Origin of the sequence: Streptomyces sp. NPDC089919, from assembly GCF_040684615.1 — a bacterium.
GTDB lineage: Bacteria > Actinomycetota > Actinomycetes > Streptomycetales > Streptomycetaceae > Streptomyces.
The window spans coordinates 1-20,038 of record NZ_JBFBGK010000096.1 but is presented as its reverse complement, the minus strand read 5'-3'; the positions used below and the strand labels follow the sequence as shown (position 1 = coordinate 20,038).

At 71.7% G+C, this 20,038-nt stretch carries 17 protein-coding genes and 1 pseudogene; 8 read left to right on the top strand and 10 right to left on the bottom strand.

Features of this window, described 5'->3' with window-relative positions; translation table 11 throughout:
- Window positions 1-9: 9 nt before the first annotated feature.
- Window positions 10-987, bottom strand: coding sequence for a metal ABC transporter substrate-binding protein (locus AB0O40_RS29555; protein ID WP_365048078.1), 978 nt, complete (start codon window positions 985-987; stop codon window positions 10-12).
- Window positions 988-1,145: 158 nt separating this feature from the next.
- On the opposite strand from AB0O40_RS29555, the gene AB0O40_RS29550 reads away from it, so the two are divergent.
- On the top strand, window positions 1,146-2,528 hold the full coding sequence (locus AB0O40_RS29550) for a glycine--tRNA ligase (protein WP_365048076.1): 1,383 nt from the start codon (window positions 1,146-1,148) through the stop codon (window positions 2,526-2,528).
- A gap of 104 nt (window positions 2,529-2,632) precedes the next feature.
- Here the strand turns inward: AB0O40_RS29550 and AB0O40_RS29545 are convergent, their stop codons facing one another.
- From AB0O40_RS29545 to AB0O40_RS29535, 3 genes are all read right to left on the bottom strand, one after another.
- A complete protein-coding gene (locus AB0O40_RS29545; RefSeq protein WP_365048074.1) occupies window positions 2,633-3,388 on the bottom strand; it encodes a VC0807 family protein in 756 nt (251 codons plus the stop codon).
- Between the two features lie 204 nt (window positions 3,389-3,592).
- Complete coding sequence (locus tag AB0O40_RS29540; RefSeq protein WP_365048072.1) at window positions 3,593-4,186, bottom strand: TetR/AcrR family transcriptional regulator; 594 nt, start codon at window positions 4,184-4,186, stop codon at window positions 3,593-3,595.
- 21 nt (window positions 4,187-4,207) lie between these two features.
- Window positions 4,208-5,245, bottom strand: a complete 1,038-nt coding sequence (locus tag AB0O40_RS29535) for an aldo/keto reductase (protein WP_365048070.1) — start codon at window positions 5,243-5,245, stop codon at window positions 4,208-4,210.
- A gap of 131 nt (window positions 5,246-5,376) precedes the next feature.
- Here AB0O40_RS29535 and AB0O40_RS29530 point away from each other — a divergent pair, with 131 nt between their 5' ends.
- Window positions 5,377-5,808 carry a protein-tyrosine phosphatase family protein gene (locus tag AB0O40_RS29530; RefSeq protein ID WP_365048068.1) on the top strand — a complete coding sequence of 144 codons (432 nt, stop codon included), beginning with the start codon at window positions 5,377-5,379 and terminating at the stop codon, window positions 5,806-5,808.
- 270 nt (window positions 5,809-6,078) lie between these two features.
- Entirely contained in the window at window positions 6,079-6,657 is a 579-nt protein-coding gene (locus tag AB0O40_RS29525; protein ID WP_365048066.1) for a dihydrofolate reductase family protein, read from the top strand.
- Between the two features lie 224 nt (window positions 6,658-6,881).
- On the opposite strand, the gene AB0O40_RS29520 is transcribed toward AB0O40_RS29525, so the two are convergent.
- The 3 genes from AB0O40_RS29520 to AB0O40_RS29510 all read right to left on the bottom strand — a co-directional run bounded on the left by AB0O40_RS29520 (window position 6,882) and on the right by AB0O40_RS29510 (window position 9,296).
- Window positions 6,882-7,310, bottom strand: a complete 429-nt coding sequence (locus AB0O40_RS29520) for a MarR family winged helix-turn-helix transcriptional regulator (RefSeq protein ID WP_365048064.1) — start codon at window positions 7,308-7,310, stop codon at window positions 6,882-6,884.
- Window positions 7,304-7,774: an SRPBCC family protein gene (locus AB0O40_RS29515; RefSeq protein WP_365048062.1), complete on the bottom strand. Its 471-nt coding sequence runs from the start codon at window positions 7,772-7,774 to the stop codon at window positions 7,304-7,306. The genes AB0O40_RS29520 and AB0O40_RS29515 overlap by 7 nt, the downstream gene beginning before the upstream one ends.
- Before the next feature lie 82 nt (window positions 7,775-7,856).
- Window positions 7,857-9,296, bottom strand: a complete 1,440-nt coding sequence (locus AB0O40_RS29510) for an MFS transporter (RefSeq protein ID WP_365048060.1) — start codon at window positions 9,294-9,296, stop codon at window positions 7,857-7,859.
- A gap of 203 nt (window positions 9,297-9,499) precedes the next feature.
- Between AB0O40_RS29510 and dusB the strand changes: the two genes are divergently transcribed.
- The 5 genes from dusB (at window position 9,500) to AB0O40_RS29485 (ending at window position 16,374) form a co-directional block, all read left to right on the top strand.
- Entirely contained in the window at window positions 9,500-10,573 is a 1,074-nt protein-coding gene (gene dusB / locus AB0O40_RS29505) for a tRNA dihydrouridine synthase DusB (protein ID WP_365048098.1), read from the top strand.
- Between the two features lie 354 nt (window positions 10,574-10,927).
- Window positions 10,928-13,639, top strand: a complete 2,712-nt coding sequence (gene ppdK, locus AB0O40_RS29500; RefSeq protein WP_365048058.1) for a pyruvate, phosphate dikinase — start codon at window positions 10,928-10,930, stop codon at window positions 13,637-13,639.
- A 584-nt stretch (window positions 13,640-14,223) separates the two neighbouring features.
- The gene (locus tag AB0O40_RS29495) at window positions 14,224-15,210 is read left to right on the top strand and encodes a winged helix-turn-helix domain-containing protein (RefSeq protein ID WP_365048056.1); all 987 of its coding nucleotides are present in this window, start codon (window positions 14,224-14,226) and stop codon (window positions 15,208-15,210) included.
- A gap of 147 nt (window positions 15,211-15,357) precedes the next feature.
- Window positions 15,358-15,819 (top strand): group III truncated hemoglobin, encoded by a 462-nt coding sequence (locus AB0O40_RS29490; RefSeq protein WP_365048054.1) that lies wholly within the window; start codon window positions 15,358-15,360, stop codon window positions 15,817-15,819.
- A gap of 147 nt (window positions 15,820-15,966) precedes the next feature.
- A complete protein-coding gene (locus tag AB0O40_RS29485; RefSeq protein ID WP_365048052.1) occupies window positions 15,967-16,374 on the top strand; it encodes a VOC family protein in 408 nt (135 codons plus the stop codon).
- Between the two features lie 27 nt (window positions 16,375-16,401).
- Here the strand turns inward: AB0O40_RS29485 and nirD are convergent, their stop codons facing one another.
- The 3 genes and pseudogenes from nirD to AB0O40_RS29470 all read right to left on the bottom strand — a co-directional run.
- Complete coding sequence (nirD, locus tag AB0O40_RS29480; protein WP_365048050.1) at window positions 16,402-16,725, bottom strand: nitrite reductase small subunit NirD; 324 nt, start codon at window positions 16,723-16,725, stop codon at window positions 16,402-16,404.
- Complete coding sequence (gene nirB, locus AB0O40_RS29475) at window positions 16,725-19,286, bottom strand: nitrite reductase large subunit NirB (RefSeq protein ID WP_365048048.1); 2,562 nt, start codon at window positions 19,284-19,286, stop codon at window positions 16,725-16,727. The genes nirD and nirB overlap by 1 nt, the downstream gene beginning before the upstream one ends.
- Window positions 19,287-19,288: 2 nt before the next feature.
- Window positions 19,289-19,894 (bottom strand): annotated as a pseudogene (locus AB0O40_RS29470) (FAD-dependent oxidoreductase); the annotation flags it as partial.
- Window positions 19,895-20,038: the final 144 nt, after the last annotated feature.

Genomic DNA, 20,038 nt, shown 5'->3' with positions numbered 1-20,038 from the left:
CTGGGGTGGTCACTTGGCGCCGAGCGCCTTGACGAGGTTCTTCAGGTTCGACCGCATGACCTCGAAGTAGTCCTTGCCCTGGGACGTGTCGGTGATCCCCTCGAGGGGGTCGAGCACGTCCGTCCGCAGGCCGAGGTCGCCGGCCAGGGTGTCGGCCAGCTTGGGGCTGGCCAGGGTCTCGAAGAACACGGTGGAGACCTTGTCCTTCTTGGCCAGCGCCTGGAGTTCCTTCATCCGGGCCGGGCTGGGCTCCGACTCGGGGTCGACCCCGGCGATGCCCTCCTGGTCGAGACCGTAGCGCTCGGCCAGGTACCCGAAGGCGGAGTGGGTGGTGATGAAGGTCTTGCCGGCGGTGTTCTCCAAGCCGTTGCGGTACTCGGCGTCGAGGGCGGTCAGCTTGCCGGTCAGTGCGGTGGTGTTCTTCTCGTAGTCGGGCGCGTGCGCCGGGTCGGCGGCGGCGAAGGCCTTGCCGATGCCCTTGGCGATCTCGGCGTACTTCACCGGGTCCAGCCAGACGTGCGGGTCCTCGCCGGCCTCGCCGTGGCCGTGGTCGTGGCCCTCCTCGCCGTGGCCGTGGTCGTGGTCCTCCTCGCCCACCAGGTGGTGGACCTCCATCTTCGTGAGGGTGGCGGCGTCGACCTTGGTCTTGACCTGGGACTGCGCCACGGCCTTGTCCACGGCCGGCTGGAGGGACTTGAGGTAGAGGACCACGTCGGAGCGGTCGAGCCGGCCGGTCTGGCGGGGGGTGATCTCCAGGTCGTGGGGCTCGACTCCCGGCTTGGTCAGGGAGGAGACGTCGACGTGGTCGCCGCCGATCTGCTCGGCGAGGAACTGGAGGGGATAGAACGACGCGGTGACGGCCAGCTTGCCGTCCTTGTCACCGGCGGCACTTGCTCCGGAGCAGGCGGTGAGGGCGGTGGCACCGAGGGCGACGGCTCCGGCGAGGGCGGCGGCGGGTATGAGGCGTCGTACGTTCATGACACTCATTTTCATCAAAGATGGAAACGATTGTCAAAAGCCTTGGTGGGGGAGCCTGGCTTCCCCGCGAGCGGGGGTGGACGGATCCGGAACCGATTTGAAAGTGGGGCCCCGGCCGCCGGTAACCTGAGGCATTCGCGTTCGTCCTCGTTAATGAAGAGAGCACCGTGGCCGCCGACAAGATCGACACCATCGTCAGCCTCAGCAAGCGCCGTGGCTTCGTCTACCCGTGCAGCGAGATCTACGGCGGTTCGCGTGCCGCCTGGGACTACGGGCCGCTGGGTGTCGAACTCAAGGAGAACATCAAGCGCCAGTGGTGGAAGGCGATGGTCACCGCGCGTGAGGACGTCGTCGGCATCGACTCCTCCGTGATCCTGGCCCCCGAGGTCTGGCAGGCCTCCGGCCACGTGGCGACCTTCTCGGACCCGCTCACCGAGTGCACCTCCTGTCACAAGCGCCACCGCGCCGACCACCTGGAGGAGGCGTACGAGGCCAAGCACGGCCGCCTGCCCGCGAACGGCCTGGCGGACGTCAACTGCCCCAACTGCGGTGTGAAGGGCCAGTTCACCGAGCCCAAGCAGTTCTCCGGCATGCTGGAGACCCACCTCGGCCCGACCCAGGACACCGGCTCCAAGGCGTACCTGCGCCCCGAGACCGCCCAGGGCATCTTCACCAACTTCGCCCAGGTCCAGCAGACCTCCCGCAAGAAGCCGCCGTTCGGCATCGCGCAGATGGGCAAGTCCTTCCGGAACGAGATCACTCCGGGCAACTTCATCTTCCGCACCCGCGAGTTCGAGCAGATGGAGATGGAGTTCTTCGTCAAGCCGGGCGAGGACGAGCAGTGGCAGGAGTACTGGATGGCCGAGCGGTGGAACTGGTACCGCGACCTCGGCATCCGTGAGGAGAACATCCGCTGGTACGAGCACCCGAAGGAGAAGCTCTCCCACTACTCGAAGCGCACCGCCGACATCGAGTACCGCTTCAACTTCGGTGGTTCGGAGTTCTCCGAGCTCGAGGGCGTGGCCAACCGCACCGACTTCGACCTCAAGGCCCACTCCGAGGCCTCCGGCCAGGACCTGTCGTACTTCGACCAGGAGGCCGGCGAGCGCTACGTGCCGTACGTCATCGAGCCCGCGGCCGGTGTGAACCGCGCCATGCTCGCCTTCATGCTCGACGCGTACAACGAGGACGAGGCCCCCAACGCCAAGGGCGTCATGGAGAAGCGCACCGTCATGCGCCTCGACCCGCGCCTGGCGCCGGTCAAGGTCGCGGTGCTGCCGCTGTCCCGCAACGAGAAGCTGTCGCCGAAGGCCAAGGGCCTCGCCGCCGACCTGCGCCGCAACTGGAACATCGAGTTCGACGACGCGGGCGCCATCGGCCGCCGCTACCGCCGCCAGGACGAGATCGGCACGCCGTTCTGCGTCACCGTCGACTTCGACACCCTCGACGACAACGCGGTGACCGTGCGCGAGCGCGACACCATGCAGCAGGAGCGCGTCTCCCTGGACCAGATCCAGGGCTACCTCGGCGCCCGTCTGCTGGGCTGCTGACGCCCCTCGGGTGAGACGGCCGGTGGCCCGGTACGCGTCCTGCGTACCGGGCCACCGGTCTTCGTGCGTGCGGCACCGTCCGCCGGGCGGACCGGCGCGGTGGGTCAGGCCTGGGCGGTGTCCGCGGCCGGGGCGCCGGCCGAGCGGGCGCTCGCGATGGCCGCGGCCTCGGCGTCCGCCGCCGCCCGCTCCTCGCCGCGGCGCTTGGAGCGCTTGCCGTACATCGCGGTCCACACCGCCAGCCCGCCCAGCACGGTGTAGATGAGCACCGGGCTCAGCGCCACCATCGTCTTGGTGTCCAGGGTGTACGAGAGGACCACCCGGACCGCGGCCTCGATCAGGTAGACCACGCCCCACACCAGGGTCATCGTGCGCATGGTGGTGCGGAAGCCCTCGTACTGCCACATGCCGTTCCACCAGGCCGTGCTCTCGGGCGTGCCGTCGGTGGCGAACTTGCGGCCGAAGTAGAACATCAGCGGCCGCGAGGCGAGCAGGGTGCACAGGCACAGCAGGCCGAACAGGCCGGTGATCGCCGAGTCCTTGATCAGCAGGGCCCGGGCGGAGTGCGCCCCGACCAGCGAGACCACGGCCGTGACCACCATGAAGACCAGGGTCACGAGGGCGAACTCGTCGAGCTTGCGGCGCCAGGCGACCATCACGGCGGAGTCGAGCACCGGCCAGGCGCTGCTGACCAGCAGTGCACTGAACTCGCTCCAACCGTGGTCGTCGACCAGGGTGTTGTAGGTGATGATCGGCGCGATGACGTTGAGTCCGATGGTCAGGACCCAGCCGATCGCGGCTGCGCCGCCGTTTCTGGCGGGTGGTGCGGGGCTGTCGCCCGGGACGGCCTGCGTGGACATGTGCTTCCCCCTGAGGATGGCCTGAAGTGTGCGGCAGGGGGGAACCTAGGCCACCGGCGCGGTCGTGCGACAGGACCCTGGCGGCCAAATGATCACCAAATCCTCTGGAATCGCCCACTCCGGAAATCGCCCGGACTGTCCCGTCGCGACATCACCCCAGGTCGGCGGGGGACGACCGCCCCGGGCGCCGGCCCGCGGCCGGGATCAGGGCCGCAGTCCCCGGATCACCAGACCGGAGACAGCCTCGAACTCCCCTGCGATGGACGGGGATTGCCATTCCGGGGCGTACTGGGGGTCGTGGAACCGGCCGGTGGCGTCGAAGACCGCCCGGGCCGCCGCCGGCACGTCGGGCGCCGAGAGCGTGCCCGCCTCGACCCCCTCCCCGATGATCCCGGTGAGCTGGGCGACCAGCTCGGCCAGGTGCGCGTCCACCACGCTGCTGTTCTCCGCGAGCAGCACCGTGTAGGTCGCGAACAGCTCGGGGTCGTCGCCGGCCTTGTGCCGCTTGGCCTCGAAAAGCGCCTCCAGCCAGGCCTCCAGCTTGCTGGGGGCGGCCTCCCCGGGAGCTCCGGCGATCTCCGCCAGCCGCCCGACGGTCTTGCCGAGCCAGCGGTCGGTGACCGCCTCCCGCAGCGCGGCCTTCGAGGGGAAGTGGCGGTAGACGCTGCCGTGGCTGACCCCCAGGGCGCGCGCCACGTCCACGACGGTGGCCTTCGTCGGGCCGAAGCGGCGCAGCACGTCCTCGGTGGCTTCGAGGATGCGCTCGGGGGTCAGGGGTTCAGCTGCGGCGGGGGGCATGACTACGACCGTACCCGCTGATCAGTGCTCGCTGTCGAGGTGGGCCATCTGCGCGGCGGGGTACCGCTCGCCCGCCGCGGCCCCGGCCGGCACGGCCTCCTCGATGGCGGCCAGATCGGCGGCGTCCAGGGTCACCTCCAGGGCGCCCAGCGCCTCCGACAGCCGGTCCCGGCGCCGGGCCCCGACCAGCGGGACGATGTCCTCGCCCTGCGCCAGCACCCAGGCGATCGCGGTCTGCGCGACCGTGACGCCCTTGGCCTCGGCGACCTTGCGCAGCGCCTCGACCAGGTCGAGGTTGCGGTGCAGGTTCTCCCCCTGGAAGCGCGGGCTCATGCCGCGGAAGTCGCCGGGCGCCAGCTCCCGCTCCCGGGAGAAGTGCCCGCTGATCAGACCCCGCGAGAGGACGCCGTACGCGGTCACGCCGATGCCCAGCTCGCGGGCGGTCGGCAGGATCTCCTGCTCGATGCCGCGGGAAATCAGCGAGTACTCGATCTGCAGGTCGGCGATGGGCGCCACGGAAGCGGCCCGCCGCATGGTCTCGGCGCCCACCTCGGAGAGTCCGATGTGCCGGACGTGCCCGGCCTGGACCGCCTCGGCGATGGCGCCGATCGTCTCCTCGATCGGGACGTCGGGGTCGACGCGGGCGATCCGGTAGATGTCGATGTGGTCCCGACCCAGCCGCTGCAGGGAGTAGGCGAGGAAGTTCTTCACGGCCTCCGGGCGGCCGTCGTACCCGGTGAAGCCGCCCTCGACGGTCCGCAGTGCGCCGAACTTCACGCTGGTCAGCGCGCGGTCCCGGAGCTCCGCGGGCGCGCTGCGGAGGGCTTCGCCGATGAGCAGTTCGTTGTGCCCCATGCCGTAGAAGTCGCCGGTGTCGAGCAGCGTGATGCCCGCTTCGAGGGCGGCGTGGATGGTCGCCGTCGACTCGGCCCGGTCTGCCTCGCCGTAGAGCGCGGACATCCCCATGCAGCCGAGGCCGAGCGGGAACGTGACGGGGCCGGTGGCGCCGAGGGGGCGGGGGGAGGGGGTCGGGTGCTGGGTGTTCGTGAGCGTGTCCATGCGATGAACTATGGCATGACCGATGACAGATTTCAATATCTGTCATTCGTTCGGGCGGAGAGGCGGGCAGGATGGGTGGGAGAGGGCGCCGGCGGGAAAGGCAGGTGCCCGCCCGGACCGGAGGAGACGTGATGGGCGCGGAAGGCTGGCGCGACGGCGACCCGGGGGTGTTCCGGCTGCCCTCGGGCCGCCTGGTCAGGGGCCGCGGCCTGAGCCGCCCGCTACCGCCCGGCGCCCCGCCGCAGCTGGGCGTCTACCTGCTGGGGGAGGCCCCGCCGGAGACGGCGTGGGAGTCCCGGTGGGTCCGCTGGCCGGACTTCCGGCTGCCGAAGGACCGCGACCGGCTGCGCACCGTGCTCGCCGAGGCGCTGTCCCGGGCGGCCGACGAGCGCGTCGAGCTGGCCTGCGCGGGCGGCCGCGGCCGCACCGGCACGGCCCTGGCCTGCCTGGCCGTCCTGGACGGCCTCCCGTCCCGCGACGCCCTCGCCTACGTCCGCCGCCACTACCACCCGGGCGCGGTCGAGACCCCGTGGCAGCGGTGGTTCATCCGGCGGTTCGGGTAGCGGGGTCCCGGCCGGACGCCGGCTGGTCTTCGTGCGTCAACCGCTCGGGGGCGCGAGAACCAGCCGGTATCCGGCCGGTCACCAGTCGATATCCGGTCGGCCGCCGGCCGGATCGCTGGCATTGTCTTGATCCGTACCGTGCCCGGGGCGAGGCTTCACCCGGGCGGGGGCCCGGCACGAACCGCCCCCGTCGGTCCTGGCCCCCACCGGCCGGGCGGACTCCCGCCGGACCGGCCGCACCCCACGGAACCACCGCGAGAACGGATCGACTTGCGCAAGCTCACCTACTTCGTCGCCACCACCATCGACGGCTTCATCGCCGCCCCCGACGGCGCCTTCGCCTTCTTCTTCGAGCACCTCACCGAGGACTTCTTCGCGCACCTGGGCGGCGAGTACGCGGACACGCTCAACACCCCCGGCCGCAACGCCTTCGGCCTCGCCGACCGGCCCAACACGCGTTTCGACACGGTGCTCATGGGCCGCGGCACGTACGAGTCCGGACTGCCCGACGTCGTCAGCCCCTACGGGCACCTGCGGCAGATCGTCTTCTCCCGTTCCCTCACCGAGCGCCCCGACCCGGCGGTCGAGGTCACGGCCGAGGACCCGCTGGCACGCGTGCGCGCGCTCAAGAAGGAGGACGGGCTGGGCATCTGGCTCTGCGGCGGCGGCGACCTCGCCGGGCAGCTCCTGCCCGAGATCGACGAACTGATCGTGAAGCAGTACCCGATCGTGGCCGGGTCCGGCATCCCGATGTTCGGCGCCGGCTTCGACAACCGGCGCTTCGCCCTCACGGGCACGCACGTGACGGACGCGTGCGTCTTCCACACCTTCACGAAGGCCGCGGGCTGACGGGGTAGGCCGGTGGGGGCGGGTCTCCCTTCAAGGGGGCTGTACAAGGTGAGGCGTCCTGGAGCCACCCGCCACTTGAGGGTGGTGCCGGTTCGGGGCGGGAGGCTCCAGGAAGAGTGGTCGGGGCATGGGCTCCCCTTATCCCCGACCCCCGCCCCAAGCCCGAGCCGATCCCCTGTTGGACCCGCCCCCCTGAGAGGTCCGGTCTCCCGACCCCGCCCCCCTCAGCCCCCCTCCCGCCCCACCAGCGCCCGCAGCACCCCCACCGTTTCAGCCCGCGGGGCGGAAGCGAAGAAGGCCGCGTCCACCGCCTCCACGGCGGCGATCGCGCGGGGGGCCAGGGCGGCGCCCTCCTCCGTGACGCGGAGGCGTTTGGCGCGGGTGTCGGAAGGGTCGGTCTCGCGGGCCAGCAGGCCCTTGGCCTCCAGGGTGCGGAGCACCTGGGAGGTCATCTTCACGTCGGTGCCGGCCTGCCGGGCCACCGCCTGCTGGTTGGGGTGCCCGCCCTCGGAGTTGAGCCACCACGTGCAGGCCAGCAGGACGAACTGCACGTGCGTCAGGCCGAGCGGCGCCAGCGCCGCGGTCACCTCGCGCTGCCAGCGGAGGGTCGCGTGCCAGAGCAGGAAGCCGGGGCTCTCGCCGGGGGTCAGCACCGGCCGCCCCCGGCCCGGCCGCCTTCGCCCGGGCCCCCCTCGGCCCGGTCGATCAGGGCCGCGACCGTCTCCGGCCAGTCCGCGGTGATCGCGGGGCCGATCTGCGGGCCGGCCTGGTCCGCGGCCTCGCCGGTGATCTCCATGCGGTAGACGATGCGGGCACCGCCCCCGGGGAGCGGGGTCGCCCGGTGCGCGGTGCGGAAGAGCAGTCCGTCGAACCGGGCCTCGTCGACGAAGAGCTCCGGTTCGCGGACCTCCGCCAGGAGCAGTCGTACCGGCTCCTGCCCGGCCGGGTGCATGGTGATCTCGGTACCGGCCGTGAAGGGCCCGGTCACCTCGATCTTCTCGATGTCGGCGTTCCAGTCGCCCCACCGCTCGACGTCCGCCCAGTACGACCAGACGGTCGCGGGCGCGGCGGTGGTCTCGGCGCTGTGCTCGTACTCCCACATGGCGGTCTCCCTCATGTCCTCGACGGCGCGACCTTCCGGAGGCCCAGAGCCCCGGAGCGCGCGAAAACCATCTGTGGGCAGATTATCTCTGCGCAGACTATCTGTCGAGGGGGTGCGGGGCCCGTCCCTCCACCCGGGCACCCGCGCGGGCCACCGTGCCCGCTGCCCAGCGGCCGCTGGTCAGGGCGCCGACCAGGAAGACGGCGGCGCCGCAGGCCGTCAGGACCCACCAGGCCGCCCGGCTGGCGTCGGTGAAGTCGTGGCCCGCGGCCAGGCCGCCGGCCAGGACCGCGCCAGTCACGGCGACGCCGAGGGTGCCGCCGGTCTGGCGGCTGGTGGAGGCCACCGCGGCGGCCACCCCCGCCTGGGCCCGGGGCATCCCCGAGACGGCGGTGTTGGTGATCGGGGCGTTCACCATCCCGAAGCCCAGCCCGAAGAGGACGTACGAGGTGAACAGCAGCGTGTCCGAGTTGGCGGCGTCCGCCCAGGACGTCGCGCCGGTGAAGAGGAGGGCGCTGGCCCCCATCGCCGCCCCCGCCACCAGCAGGGGCAGCCGGGGCCCGCGGGTGCCGACCAGGCGGCCGGAGACCGGAGCGCAGGCGAAGGTCAGGGCGGCCATCGGGAGCATGTGCAGGCCCGCGTCCAGGGCGGAGAGCCCCCGGACCTCCTGGAGGTAGAGGGTGTTGAGGAAGAGGAAGCCGCCGAGCGCGGCGAAGGCGCAGACGGCTATCACCACCGCCCCGCTGAAGGGCGCGCTGGTGAAGAACCGCGGGTCGATCAGCGGTTCGGTGCGCCGCAGCTCGTAGCGGACCAGGCCGAGCAGCGAGCCCGCCGCGACCGTGCCGCACAGCCAGACCGTCAGGGCCGGGGCGTGCGGCGCCTCGATGATCCCGTACGTGAGGGAGCCGAGCAGGGTGATGACCAGGACCTGGCCGACCGGGTCCGGCCGGCGGGCCCGCGGGGCGCGGGACTCGGGTACGTACCGCAGGGTGAGGACGAGGGCGGCCAGGCCCACCGGGAGGTTGACCCAGAACACCGAGCGCCAGCCGATGCCGTCCACCAGCAGGCCGCCGACGACTGGGCCGGTGGCCATGGACAGGCCCACCACGGCTCCCCACACCCCGATGGCCCGGGCGCGCTCGCGGGGGTCGGTGAAGGTGTTGGTGATGATCGACATCGCGACCGGGTTGAGCATCGAGCCGCCGGCCGCCTGGACCATGCGGAAGGCCACCAGCCAGCCGAGCGAGGGGGCGAGGGAGCAGAGCAGCGAGCCGGTGGTGAAGAGCACCAGGCCGGCGGCGAAGACCTTGCGGCGGCCGATCCGGTCTGCCGTGGAGCCGCCCAGCATCAGGAGCGAGGCCAGGACCAGCGTGTACGCGTCCACGGTCCACTGCATGCCGGCGACGGAGGCGTGCAGTTCGCGCCGCATCGAGGGGAGGGCGACGTTCAGGGCCGTGGTGTCGAGGCTGACGATGAGCAGGCTGAGGCAGCAGATCGCGAGGATCAGCATCCGCCTGCGGGAACTGAGCTCGGGCATACTTGGATAGTACGCCTAACTAATCAATCCCCAAATGCGCGACAATGGACCCCATGACCACGCTCGACCTCACCCCTGCCGCCCCGTCCGGACCGCAGGACCGGGCCGCTTCCCAGGTCCCGGCCGTGCCGCGGCCCCAGGACCTCGCCCGGCCCCTCGCCATCGGCCCGCACACCGTCCAGCCGCCGGTGGTGCTCGCGCCCATGGCGGGGATCACCAACGCCGCGTTCCGGACCCTCTGCCGCGAGTTCAGCGGCGGCAAGGGGCTGTTCGTCAGCGAGATGATCACCACCCGCGCCCTGGTCGAGCGCAACGACAAGACCATGCAGCTGATCCACTTCGACGAGAGCGAGAAGCCCCGCTCGATCCAGCTGTACGGCGTCGACCCGGTCACCGTCGGCAAGGCCGTCCGCATGATCGTGGACGAGGACCGCGCCGACCACATCGACCTGAACTTCGGCTGCCCGGTCCCCAAGGTCACCCGCAAGGGCGGCGGCTCGGCCCTGCCCTACAAGCGCCACCTGCTGCGCGCCATCCTGCGCGAGGCCGTCTCCAACGCCGGGGACCTGCCGGTGACGATGAAGATGCGCAAGGGCATCGACGACGACCACCTCACCTACCTCGACGCCGGCCGGATCGCCGTCGAGGAGGGGGTGACGGCCATCGCGCTGCACGGCCGCACCACCGCCCAGCACTACGGCGGCTTCGCCGACTGGGAGGCGATCGCCCGCCTCAAGGAGCACGTGCCGGAGATCCCCGTGCTCGGCAACGGCGACATCTGGTGCGCCGAGGACGCGCTGCGGATGGTCCGGGAGACCGGCTGCGACGGCGTGGTCGTGGGCCGGGGCTGCCTGGGCCGCCCGTGGCTCTTCGGCGACCTGGTCGCCGCGTTCGAAGGACGTACGGACGACCTGGCCCGGCCCTCGCTGCGGGAGGTCGCGGACGTGATGGTCCGGCACGCCACCCTGCTGGGGGAGTGGATCGGCGACGAGGCCCGCGGAGTGATCGACTTCCGTAAGCACGTGGCCTGGTACCTCAAGGGATTCTCGGTCGGGTCCGAGATGCGCAAGAAGCTCGCGGTGACCTCGTCCCTGGACGAGATGAGTGCTCATCTGAGCGAGCTGGACCTGGACCAGCCCTGGCCCGAGGGCGCGGACGGCCCCCGCGGCCGGACGTCCGGAAACAACCGGGTTGTCCTCCCGGACGGCTGGCTCAAGGATCCGTACGACTGCGCCGGGGTGAGCGAGGAAGCCGAACTGGACACGTCCGGAGGCTGAACGAACGGCGTGATATGCGCCACGCATGCGTGGGGTTGCGCTCAGATGAGCGCAAAAACCGCGGCTGCATTTCTCAAAGGGTGGCACTGGGTGCCACCCTTTGTTCGTTCAAGAAGTGAACACAATTGTATCGATCATCGCTCATCTGAGCTTCCAGGGGCCACTTCGACCCCTTCCGGTTTCGAGAGGTGAAAGCTCTTCGGAGGATCTGGCTACTCTCTAGTTACTTTCGATCTGCTGGCGGACGGGTGGTCGACGCCATGGGACCGCCAAGTGGGCGTACCCAGATACCTTCGATCTGGGTATGTTCCTCGGCGTCAGGGCAGCCACCGAGTCCTCGAGGAGTCGAGACCCGTGTCGGAAAACAAAGATCAGAAGTTCGTCTACGACTTCACCGAGGGGAACCGCGACCTCAAGGACCTCCTCGGCGGCAAGGGAGCCAACCTCGCCGAGATGACCAACCTGGGTCTCCCGGTCCCTCCCGGCTTCACCATCACCACCGAGGCCTGCAAGGTCTACCTCGACAGCGGCGCGGCCCCGGCCGCCCTGCAGGACGAGGTCAGCGCCCACCTTGAAGCCCTCGAAGCGAAGATGGGCAAGAAGCTCGGTCAGTCCGACGACCCGCTCCTGGTCTCCGTCCGCTCGGGTGCCAAGTTCTCCATGCCCGGCATGATGGACACGGTCCTCAACATCGGCCTCTCCGACGCCTCGGTCGCCGGCCTCGCCGCGCAGGCGAACAACGAGCGCTTCGCCTGGGACTCGTACCGCCGCCTCATCCAGATGTTCGGCAAGACCGTGCTGGGCGTGGACGGCGAGCTCTTCGAGGAAGCCCTCGAGGAGGCCAAGGCCGCCAAGAAGATCACCGTCGACACCGACCTCGACGCCGCCGACCTCAAGAGCCTGGTCGCGGTCTTCAAGGACATCGTCGCCAAGGAGGCGGGCCGCGCCTTCCCGCAGGACCCGCGCGAGCAGATGGACCTCGCCGTCCACGCCGTCTTCGACTCCTGGAACGGCGACCGCGCCAAGCTCTACCGCCGCCAGGAGCGCATCCCGGGCGACCTGGGCACGGCCGTCAACGTCTGCTCCATGGTCTTCGGCAACCTCGGCCCCGACTCGGGCACCGGCGTCGCCTTCACCCGCGACCCGGCCACCGGCCACGCGGGCGTCTACGGCGACTACCTCCAGGACGCCCAGGGCGAGGACGTCGTCGCCGGCATCCGCAACACCGTGCCGCTGGCCGACCTCGAGGCGATCGACAAGGCCTCGTACGACCAGCTGATGCAGATCATGACCACCCTCGAGACGCACTACAAGGACCTGTGCGACATCGAGTTCACGATCGAGCGCGGCCAGCTGTGGATGCTGCAGACCCGCGTCGGCAAGCGCACCGCCGGCGCCGCCTTCCGCATCGCCACCCAGCTCGTGGACCAGGGCCTGATCGACGAGGCCGAGGCCCTCCAGCGGGTCAACGGCGCCCAGCTCGCCCAGCTGATGTTCCCGCGCTTCGACGAGAGCGCCCAGGTCACGCAGCTCGGCCGGGGCATCGCCGCCTCCCCGGGCGCGGCCGTCGGCAAGGCCGTCTTCGACTCGTACACGGCCGTCAAGTGGTCCCGTTCCGGCGAGAAGGTCATCCTGATCCGCCGCGAGACCAACCCGGACGACCTGGACGGCATGATCGCCTCCGAGGGCATCCTGACCTCCCGCGGCGGCAAGACCTCGCACGCGGCCGTGGTCGCCCGCGGCATGGGCAAGACCTGTGTCTGCGGCGCGGAGGAGCTGGACGTCGACACCAAGCGCCGCCGGATGACCACCTCCGAGGGCACGGTGATCGAGGAGGGCGACGTCGTCTCGATCGACGGCTCCACCGGCAAGGTCTACCTCGGCGAGGTGCCCGTCGTGCCCTCCCCGGTCGTCGAGTACTTCGAGGGCCGGATGCACGCCGGCGCCGACGACGCCGACGAGCTGGTCCAGGCCGTCCACCGGGTCATGGCCTACGCCGACCGGGTCCGCCGCCTGCGGGTCCGCGCCAACGCCGACAACGCCGAGGACGCCCTGCGCGCCCGCCGCTTCGGCGCCCAGGGCATCGGCCTGTGCCGCACCGAGCACATGTTCCTCGGCGAGCGTCGCGAGATGGTCGAGAAGCTGATCCTGGCCGACCACGAGGACGAGCGGAACGACGCCCTCGCGGCCCTGCTGCCGCAGCAGAAGAAGGACTTCGTCGAGCTCTTCGAGGCGATGGACGGCCTGCCCGTCACCGTCCGGCTGCTCGACCCGCCGCTGCACGAGTTCCTGCCCGACATCACCGAGCTGTCGGTGCGCGTCGCGCTCGCCGAGGCCCGCGAGGACCACAACGAGAACGACCTGCGCCTGCTCCAGGCGGTGCACCGGCTGCACGAGCAGAACCCGATGCTGGGTCTGCGCGGCGTCCGCCTGGGCCTGGTCATCCCCGGCCTGTTCACCATGCAGGTACGGGCGATCGCCGAGGCCGCGGCCGAGCGCAAGAACGCCAAGGGCGACCCGCGCGTGGAGATCATGATCCCGCTGGTGGGCACCGTCCAGGAGCTGGAGATCGTCCGCGAGGAGGCCGAGGGCGTCATCGCCGAGGTCGAGGCCGCCACCGGCGTCGAGCTCAAGCTCGCCCTGGGCACGATGATCGAGCTGCCGCGCGCCGCGCTGACCGCCGGCCAGATCGCCGAGGCCGCGGAGTTCTTCTCCTTCGGCACCAACGACCTGACCCAGACGGTGTGGGGCTTCTCCCGCGACGACGTCGAGGCCAGCTTCTTCACCGCCTACCTGGAGAAGGGCATCTTCGGGGTCTCGCCCTTCGAGACCATCGACAAGGACGGCGTCGGCAAGCTGGTCCGCGACGCGGTCCAGGCCGGCCGGGCCACCCGCCCCGACCTCAAGCTCGGCGTCTGCGGCGAGCACGGCGGCGACCCGGAGTCGGTGCACTTCTTCCACGAGGCCGGCCTGGACTACGTGTCCTGCTCGCCCTTCCGGATCCCGGTGGCGCGCCTGGAAGCCGGCCGCGCCGCGGCCGAGTCCAAGGGCAGCGACAGCCGCTGAAGCCACGGGGGCGGACCTCTGTCACCCGCCCCCGTAGGGCAGATCCGGCCACTCCGGGTGTTTTCCGCCGCCCGGAGCGCGCCGTCCGCCCGCCCCGGTCCGCACCCGTCCCGGGATCCCTGACCCCCTGGGCCGGGCGCGGACCGCCCACGGAACCGTCCTCCGCTCCCCGACCTCATGGAGCGGAGGACGGTTCCGGCATGTCCGCCGCCGGGCGGTGGTGTCGTATGAGCCGGGTGCGTCGGGGCACGACGAAGCGCCCTGGAAATCCGGCATATCCAAAAACAAGCGGAATTCAACCAGCAGGCGGCGGGCGGATCCCCACCCGCCCGCCGCCTCCTGTCAATCAGCCGGACACGTCGGCGCTTCCCGAGGCGACCGACCGCCAGGCTCCGCAAAGCCCCCCACGGCCTTCGCGGAGCGTTTCCGGTCGCCCCGGAGTGTGCCCGGCGGACCCAAGCATTTCGCTTGTCACGCCCCTGCCGAAAGGGGTTTCAACTGTGGCCGAAAGGGCGTGGTGACGTCCCGTGACGGTGTGCATACTCATGGGGCGGGGTGATTGCGGTTGCACAGGTGGGGGTTCGGTGCTGCGTATCCATTTCACTGGAGTGGACCTGGCACGGGTACGGATGGCGGGGAGACCCGATGCGTTGTGGGAAACGATTCTGAGTTTTCATCGATTAAGAGACAGACGAGACGCCCGCCTGTTCGGTGAATGGCGTACGGAAACACGTACCCGGTTGAATGGTGAAACACGCCTGCTCGGTGCGCTGATACCTCCTCGGGGGTATTTCCCGGACTTCCTGACCCCCGGCGAGGGCCGGTACGGGGTGGAGCTCGGGCTGGACGCGCTGCGCGGCACCCGCGCCCCGCGGCTGCGCAAGGAGCTGTCCTTGCTGGCCGGAGGCGCGCCGCCGGCCCCGCGGCTGCGCGAGTTCACCGAATCCGGGCCCGAGCGGCTGGGCCGTCTCGTGGGCGAGCTGCGCGCGTACCACCGCGCGGCCGTGGAGCCGTACTGGACGCACATCCAAGCGCAGGTCGAGGCGGAGCGGGCGGCCCGCGGCCGGGCGCTGCTCGACGGCGGGGCGGACGAGCTGCTGTCCTCCCTGCCGCCGATGCTGCGCTGGCGGGCGCCGGTGCTGGAGTGCGACTACCCGGTGGACCGGGACGTCCGGCTGCGCGGGCGGGGGCTGCTGCTGCAGCCGTCGTTCTTCTGCCGGCGGACCGCGGTGACCCTGGCGGACCCGGAGCTGCCGCCCGTCCTGGTCTACCCGGCCGCGGCGGAGCTCGCGGCCGCCGCGGGGCCCCGCCGGACCGACCCGTGCAACCAGCGCAACCTGGGCAAGCTGGTCGGCCACACCCGGTCGGTGGTGCTCCGGGCCATCGGGGACGGGGCGACCACCAGCGAACTGGCCCGCCGGGCCGGGGTGTCGCTCGCCTCGGCCAGCCAGCACGCCTGCGTGATGCGCGAGGCGGGTCTGGTGACGACCCTGCGGCACGGCAACGCCGTGCTGCACACGGTCACCCCGCTGGGGGCGGCGCTGCTCAAGGGCGGCGCGGTCGCCTCCTGAGGGGCGCACAGGACGGGGGCCGGACGCCGGCCCGGCCCCCGTCGGGCGCCCGCGCGTGCCCCGGACGCGCCCGAGCGCCCCTCCGACCCCACCTGACCAGGACCTTCGGCCCTGGGTACGGGCCCCGCGCGGGGGCAGTCTGGAGGGATGGAGCACTACCCCGCCGCCGCCGACATCGCGAACCGCCGGGACCTGGAGGTCCTGCTGCGCCGGTTCTACGCGGCCGCCTTCGAGGACCCCCGCATCGGCCCCTTCTTCACCGAGATCGCCGGCACCGACCTCGAGGTGCACCTGCCCCGGATCGCCGACTTCTGGGAGCGGGCGCTCTTCCGCACCGCCGAGTACCGGCGCAACGCCTTCGCCCCGCACGCCGCCCTCGCCTCCGTCCGGGCGCTGACCGCCGAGGACTTCGGCCGGTGGGTACAGCTGTGGCACGCCACCGTCGACGGCCTGCACCGGGGACCCCACGCGGAACGGGCCAAGGCCCAGGGCGAGCGGATCGCCCTCGCGCTGCACGGCCGCCTGGCCGGGCCCGGGGCCTCCCTCGCGGGCTCCGAGAACCGCGGCTTCATCCCTCTGGCCGCCCTCCAGCTGCGCTCCGCGGCCTGAGCACACCCCGCTGACCTGCGCTTTCACTCCCGCGGAAAAACTTCCCGGGAAAACGCGCCACGGCCGATGAGTTCCGGGCGGGGCCGCGGTCTATCTCTGTGACACCACCGCCCACCGGGGGCGGGGAGCACCGGGAAGAGGCCGCCGATGTCCGCCACCATGATCTTCGTCAACCTGCCCGTCAAGGACCTGGAGGCCAGCAAGGCCTTCTGGGGCAAGGTCGGCTACTCCTTCAACCCGCAGTTCACCGACGACACCGCCGCCTGCATGGTCATCAGCGACACGATCTTCGCGATGCTGCTCACCGAGGCGAAGTTCGAGGAGTTCGCCACCAAGCCGGTCGCGGACGCGTCCAAGACCACCGAGGTCATGACCGCCCTCAGCTGCCAGAGCCGCGAGGAGGTCGACCGGATCGCCGAGGCGGCACTGGGTGCCGGCGGGGTCGAGCCGCGCCCGGTCCAGGACCTCGGCTTCATGTACGGCCGGGCCTTCGAGGACCTGGACCACCACGTCTGGGAGCTGGTCTGGATGGACCCGGCCGCGGTCCAGGGCTGAGCGGCCGGTTCCGGTCCCGGGCGGTGGTCAGGCCGTGCGCACCCGGTAGGTGCGCACCGCCACCCCGTCCTCGTCCAGGCACCGCCCCGACTCCAGGTCGAAGCGCTGCTTGAGGAGCGGCGAGGCGACGAACGGCCGCCCCTGCGCCGAGCCCAGCAGCCCCCGCGCCAGCACCTGCGCCCCGGTGAAGGGGTCCTGGTTGCCGATGGCGTACGGCCGGCCCGCCCGGTCGAGGAAGAGCGCGGCCTGGCTCCCGTCGGGCAGCAGGGCTGCGACCCCGCGGCCCGGGGTGAGCGCCCCCAGCTCGCAGACGGCGAACCAGTCGTCTCCGGTGTGTAGTTCGAGCGTCATCAGACCGTGGTCCCTTCCAGGGTGCGGACGGTGGGGGAGAGGGTGAGGACCGCGAGGTCCGGCTTGACCTGGTCGCGCTCGGGCACGAACCGCACGGTCGGGTCGGGGGCGCCCGGCGCGTTGACGAAGGAGACGAACCGCCGCAGCCGGTCCGGGTCCTCCAGCGTCTCGGCCCACTCGTCGCGGTAGCTGGTCACGTGCGCGGCCATCAGCGCCTCCAGCTCCGCGCACAGCCCCAGCGAGTCCTCCACGACCACCTCGCGCAGGTGGGCGAGGCCGCCCTCCAGCCGCTCCAGCCAGGTGGAGGTCCGCTCCAGCCGGTCGGCGGTGCGGATGTAGAACATCAGGAACCGGTCGATCAGCCGGACCAGTTCCGCGTCGGTCAGGTCCTGGGCCAGCAGGTCGGCGTGCCGGGGTGTGGCGCCGCCGTTCCCGCCCACGTACAGGTTCCACCCGTTGGCGGTGGCGATCACCCCGAAGTCCTTGCTCTGCGCCTCGGCGCACTCGCGGGCGCAGCCGGAGACCGCCGACTTCAGCTTGTGCGGCGCGCGCAGGCCCCGGTAGCGCAGCTCCAGGTCGATGGCCATCTTGACGCTGTCCTGCACGCCGTACCGGCACCAGGTCTGCCCGACGCAGGACTTGACCGTCCGCAGGGCCTTGCCGTAGGCGTGGCCGGACTCGAAGCCGGCGTGCACCAGCCGGGCCCAGATGGAGGGCAGCTGGTCGACGCGGGCCCCGAAGAGGTCGATCCGCTGACCGCCGGTGATCTTGGTGTAGAGCCCGAAGTCCCGGGCCACCTCGCCGATCACGATCAGCTTCTCGGGGGTGATCTCGCCGCCCGGGATGCGGGGGACCACCGAATAGGAGCCGTTGCGCTGCATGTTGGCGAGGTGGTGGTCGTTGGTGTCCTGGAGGGCGGCCTGCTCCCCGTCCAGGACGTAGCCGCCGGCGCCGATGGCCGGGGCCAGCGAGGCGATGATCGAACCGACCGCCGGCTTGCACACCTCGCAGCCCTCGCCGCCCCGGGCGTCCTCACGGCCGTGGCTGTCGAGCAGCTGACCGTACGAGGTGATCTCCAGGGTGCGGACGATCTCGTAGAGCTCGGCCCGGGTGTAGCCGAAGCAGCCGCACAGACCCTTGTCGGTGGCGGCCGGCAGCAGCTGGCCGATGACCTTGAGGCAGCTGCCGCAGCCGGTGCCGGCCTTGGTGCACTTCTTGACCTCGGGCAGCGAGGTGAGCGCCGTGATGGCCTTCTTGGTGACGTTGTGGCAGGAGCAGATCACCGCGTCGTCGGGCAGCGAGGCCGGGCCCAGGGCGGCCGGCGCGCCGATCCCGGCGGGCAGCACCAGCTGCTCGGGGGCGACCGGCGGCACCGAGCCGGTGAGCGGGCGCAGCACGCCGTACGCGTCCGCCTCGCCGACCAGCACCCCGCCGAGCAGGGTGCCGTCGGGGGCGACGACCAGCTTCTTGTAGATCCCCGAGCGGGAGTCGGAGTAGACCACGTCCAGGCAGCCCTCGGCGGTGCCGTGGGCGTCGCCGAAGGAGGCCACGTCCACCCCGAGCAGCTTGAGCTTGGTGGACAGGTCCGCGCCGGTGAACTCCCGGTCCCCGGCGCTCTCCAGCAGGTCGTCGGCGGCCGTCAGGGCCATCTCGTAGCCGGGTGCGACCAGGCCGTAGACCCGGCCGTCGACGGCCAGCGCGCACTCGCCGACGGCGTAGACGCGCGGGTCGGAGGTGCGGCAGCGGGAGTCGACGGCGATGCCGCCGCGCTCGCCCACGGTCAGCCCGCAGTCCCGGGCCAGCTGGTCGCGGGGCCGGACACCGGCCGAGAAGACCACCAGCTCGGTCTCCAGGGTGCTGCCGTCGGACAGCTTCATCCCGGTGACCTCGCCGCCGGGACCGGTCAGGACCTCCTGCGTGCCGGTGCCGGTGTGGACGGTCAGGCCCATGTCCTCGATGGTGCGCAGCAGGGCCGCGCCGCCGCCCTCGTCGACCTGTACGGGCATCAGGCGCGGGGCGAACTCGACCACGTGGGCCGTCATCCCCAGGCCCTTGAGGGCGCCGGCCGCCTCCAGGCCGAGCAGCCCGCCGCCGACCACCGCGCCGGTGGTGCGGCCGCGGGCGTACTCCTCGATCGCGAGCAGGTCCTCGATGGTCCGGTAGACGAAGCAGCCGGTGGCGTCCTTGCCGGGGACCGGCGGCACGAAGGGGTACGAGCCGGTGGCCAGGACCAGCGTGTCGTACCCGAACACCCGCCCGGAGCGGGCGGTGACGGTACGGGCCGCCCGGTCGACGGACTCGGCCGGGTCGTCGAGGTACAGCTCGATCCCGTGCTCCTCGACGAAGCCCGCCGGGGTCATCGACAGCTCCTCGGCGGAGGTGCCGGAGAAGTACGAGGTGAGGTGGACCCGGTCGTAGGCGGGGCGGGGCTCCTCGCAGAGCACGACGACGCGGTGGGTGCCGGTCAGTCCGCGTTCGGCGAGCGCTTCGAGGTAGCGCTGGCCGACCATGCCGTGCCCGATGAGCACGATCGTGGGGCGGGGCGCGGCGGTCTTCGCCATGGTCAGTAGCCTCCGTCGTCGGTGAGCAGGTGGAGCGGCGAGCCGGGCAGGGGTTCGTCCCCCTCCCATGTGCGGGCGAGCGCCCCCACGGTGGACAGTTCGCCCAGCAGCACCCCGCCGACCAGCCGGTCCTCGCGGAGGACGACCTTGCGGTAGGTGCTGCGGGTGGCGTCGGCGAGGCGTACGACCTCGTCGCCGGGGAGCGGGCTGGTCTCCCCGAAGGCGGCCAGGTCGAGCGGGAGCCCGGGGGCGCGGGCGGGGAGGGTGAGGCGGGTCAGGGCGCGGGTGCCGGTGTAGGGCTCCGCGGCGGGCCCGTGTCCGGCCGCGGTCCGGTCCGCGGCCAGCACCCCGGCGAGGGCGTCGGCCTGTTCCAGGGCAGGGCCGGCCAGGCCGTAGACGTGGCCGCGGTGTTCGGCGCAGTCGCCGATGGCGTGGACGTACGGGTCGCTCGTGGTGAGGGTGTCGTCGACGACGATGCCGCGGGCCGTCTCCAGGCCCGCTGCCCGGGCCAGGCCGATGCGGGGGCGGACCCCGCAGGCCAGGACGACGAGTTCGGCGTCGAGGCGGTAGCCGTCGGCCAGCTCGACCCCGGTGACCCGGCGGTCGCCTGCGGCGCTGGTCCCCTCCCCACCCCTTCCCGAAACCGGTGGGCGGCTGCCCCCCGATCCCCCCCCCCCCCCCAACCCCGCCGGGGTGCCGCGCACCCCCTGGAGATAGTGGAGAAGACGGAGGAGGAGCAGCCGGCCATCGCG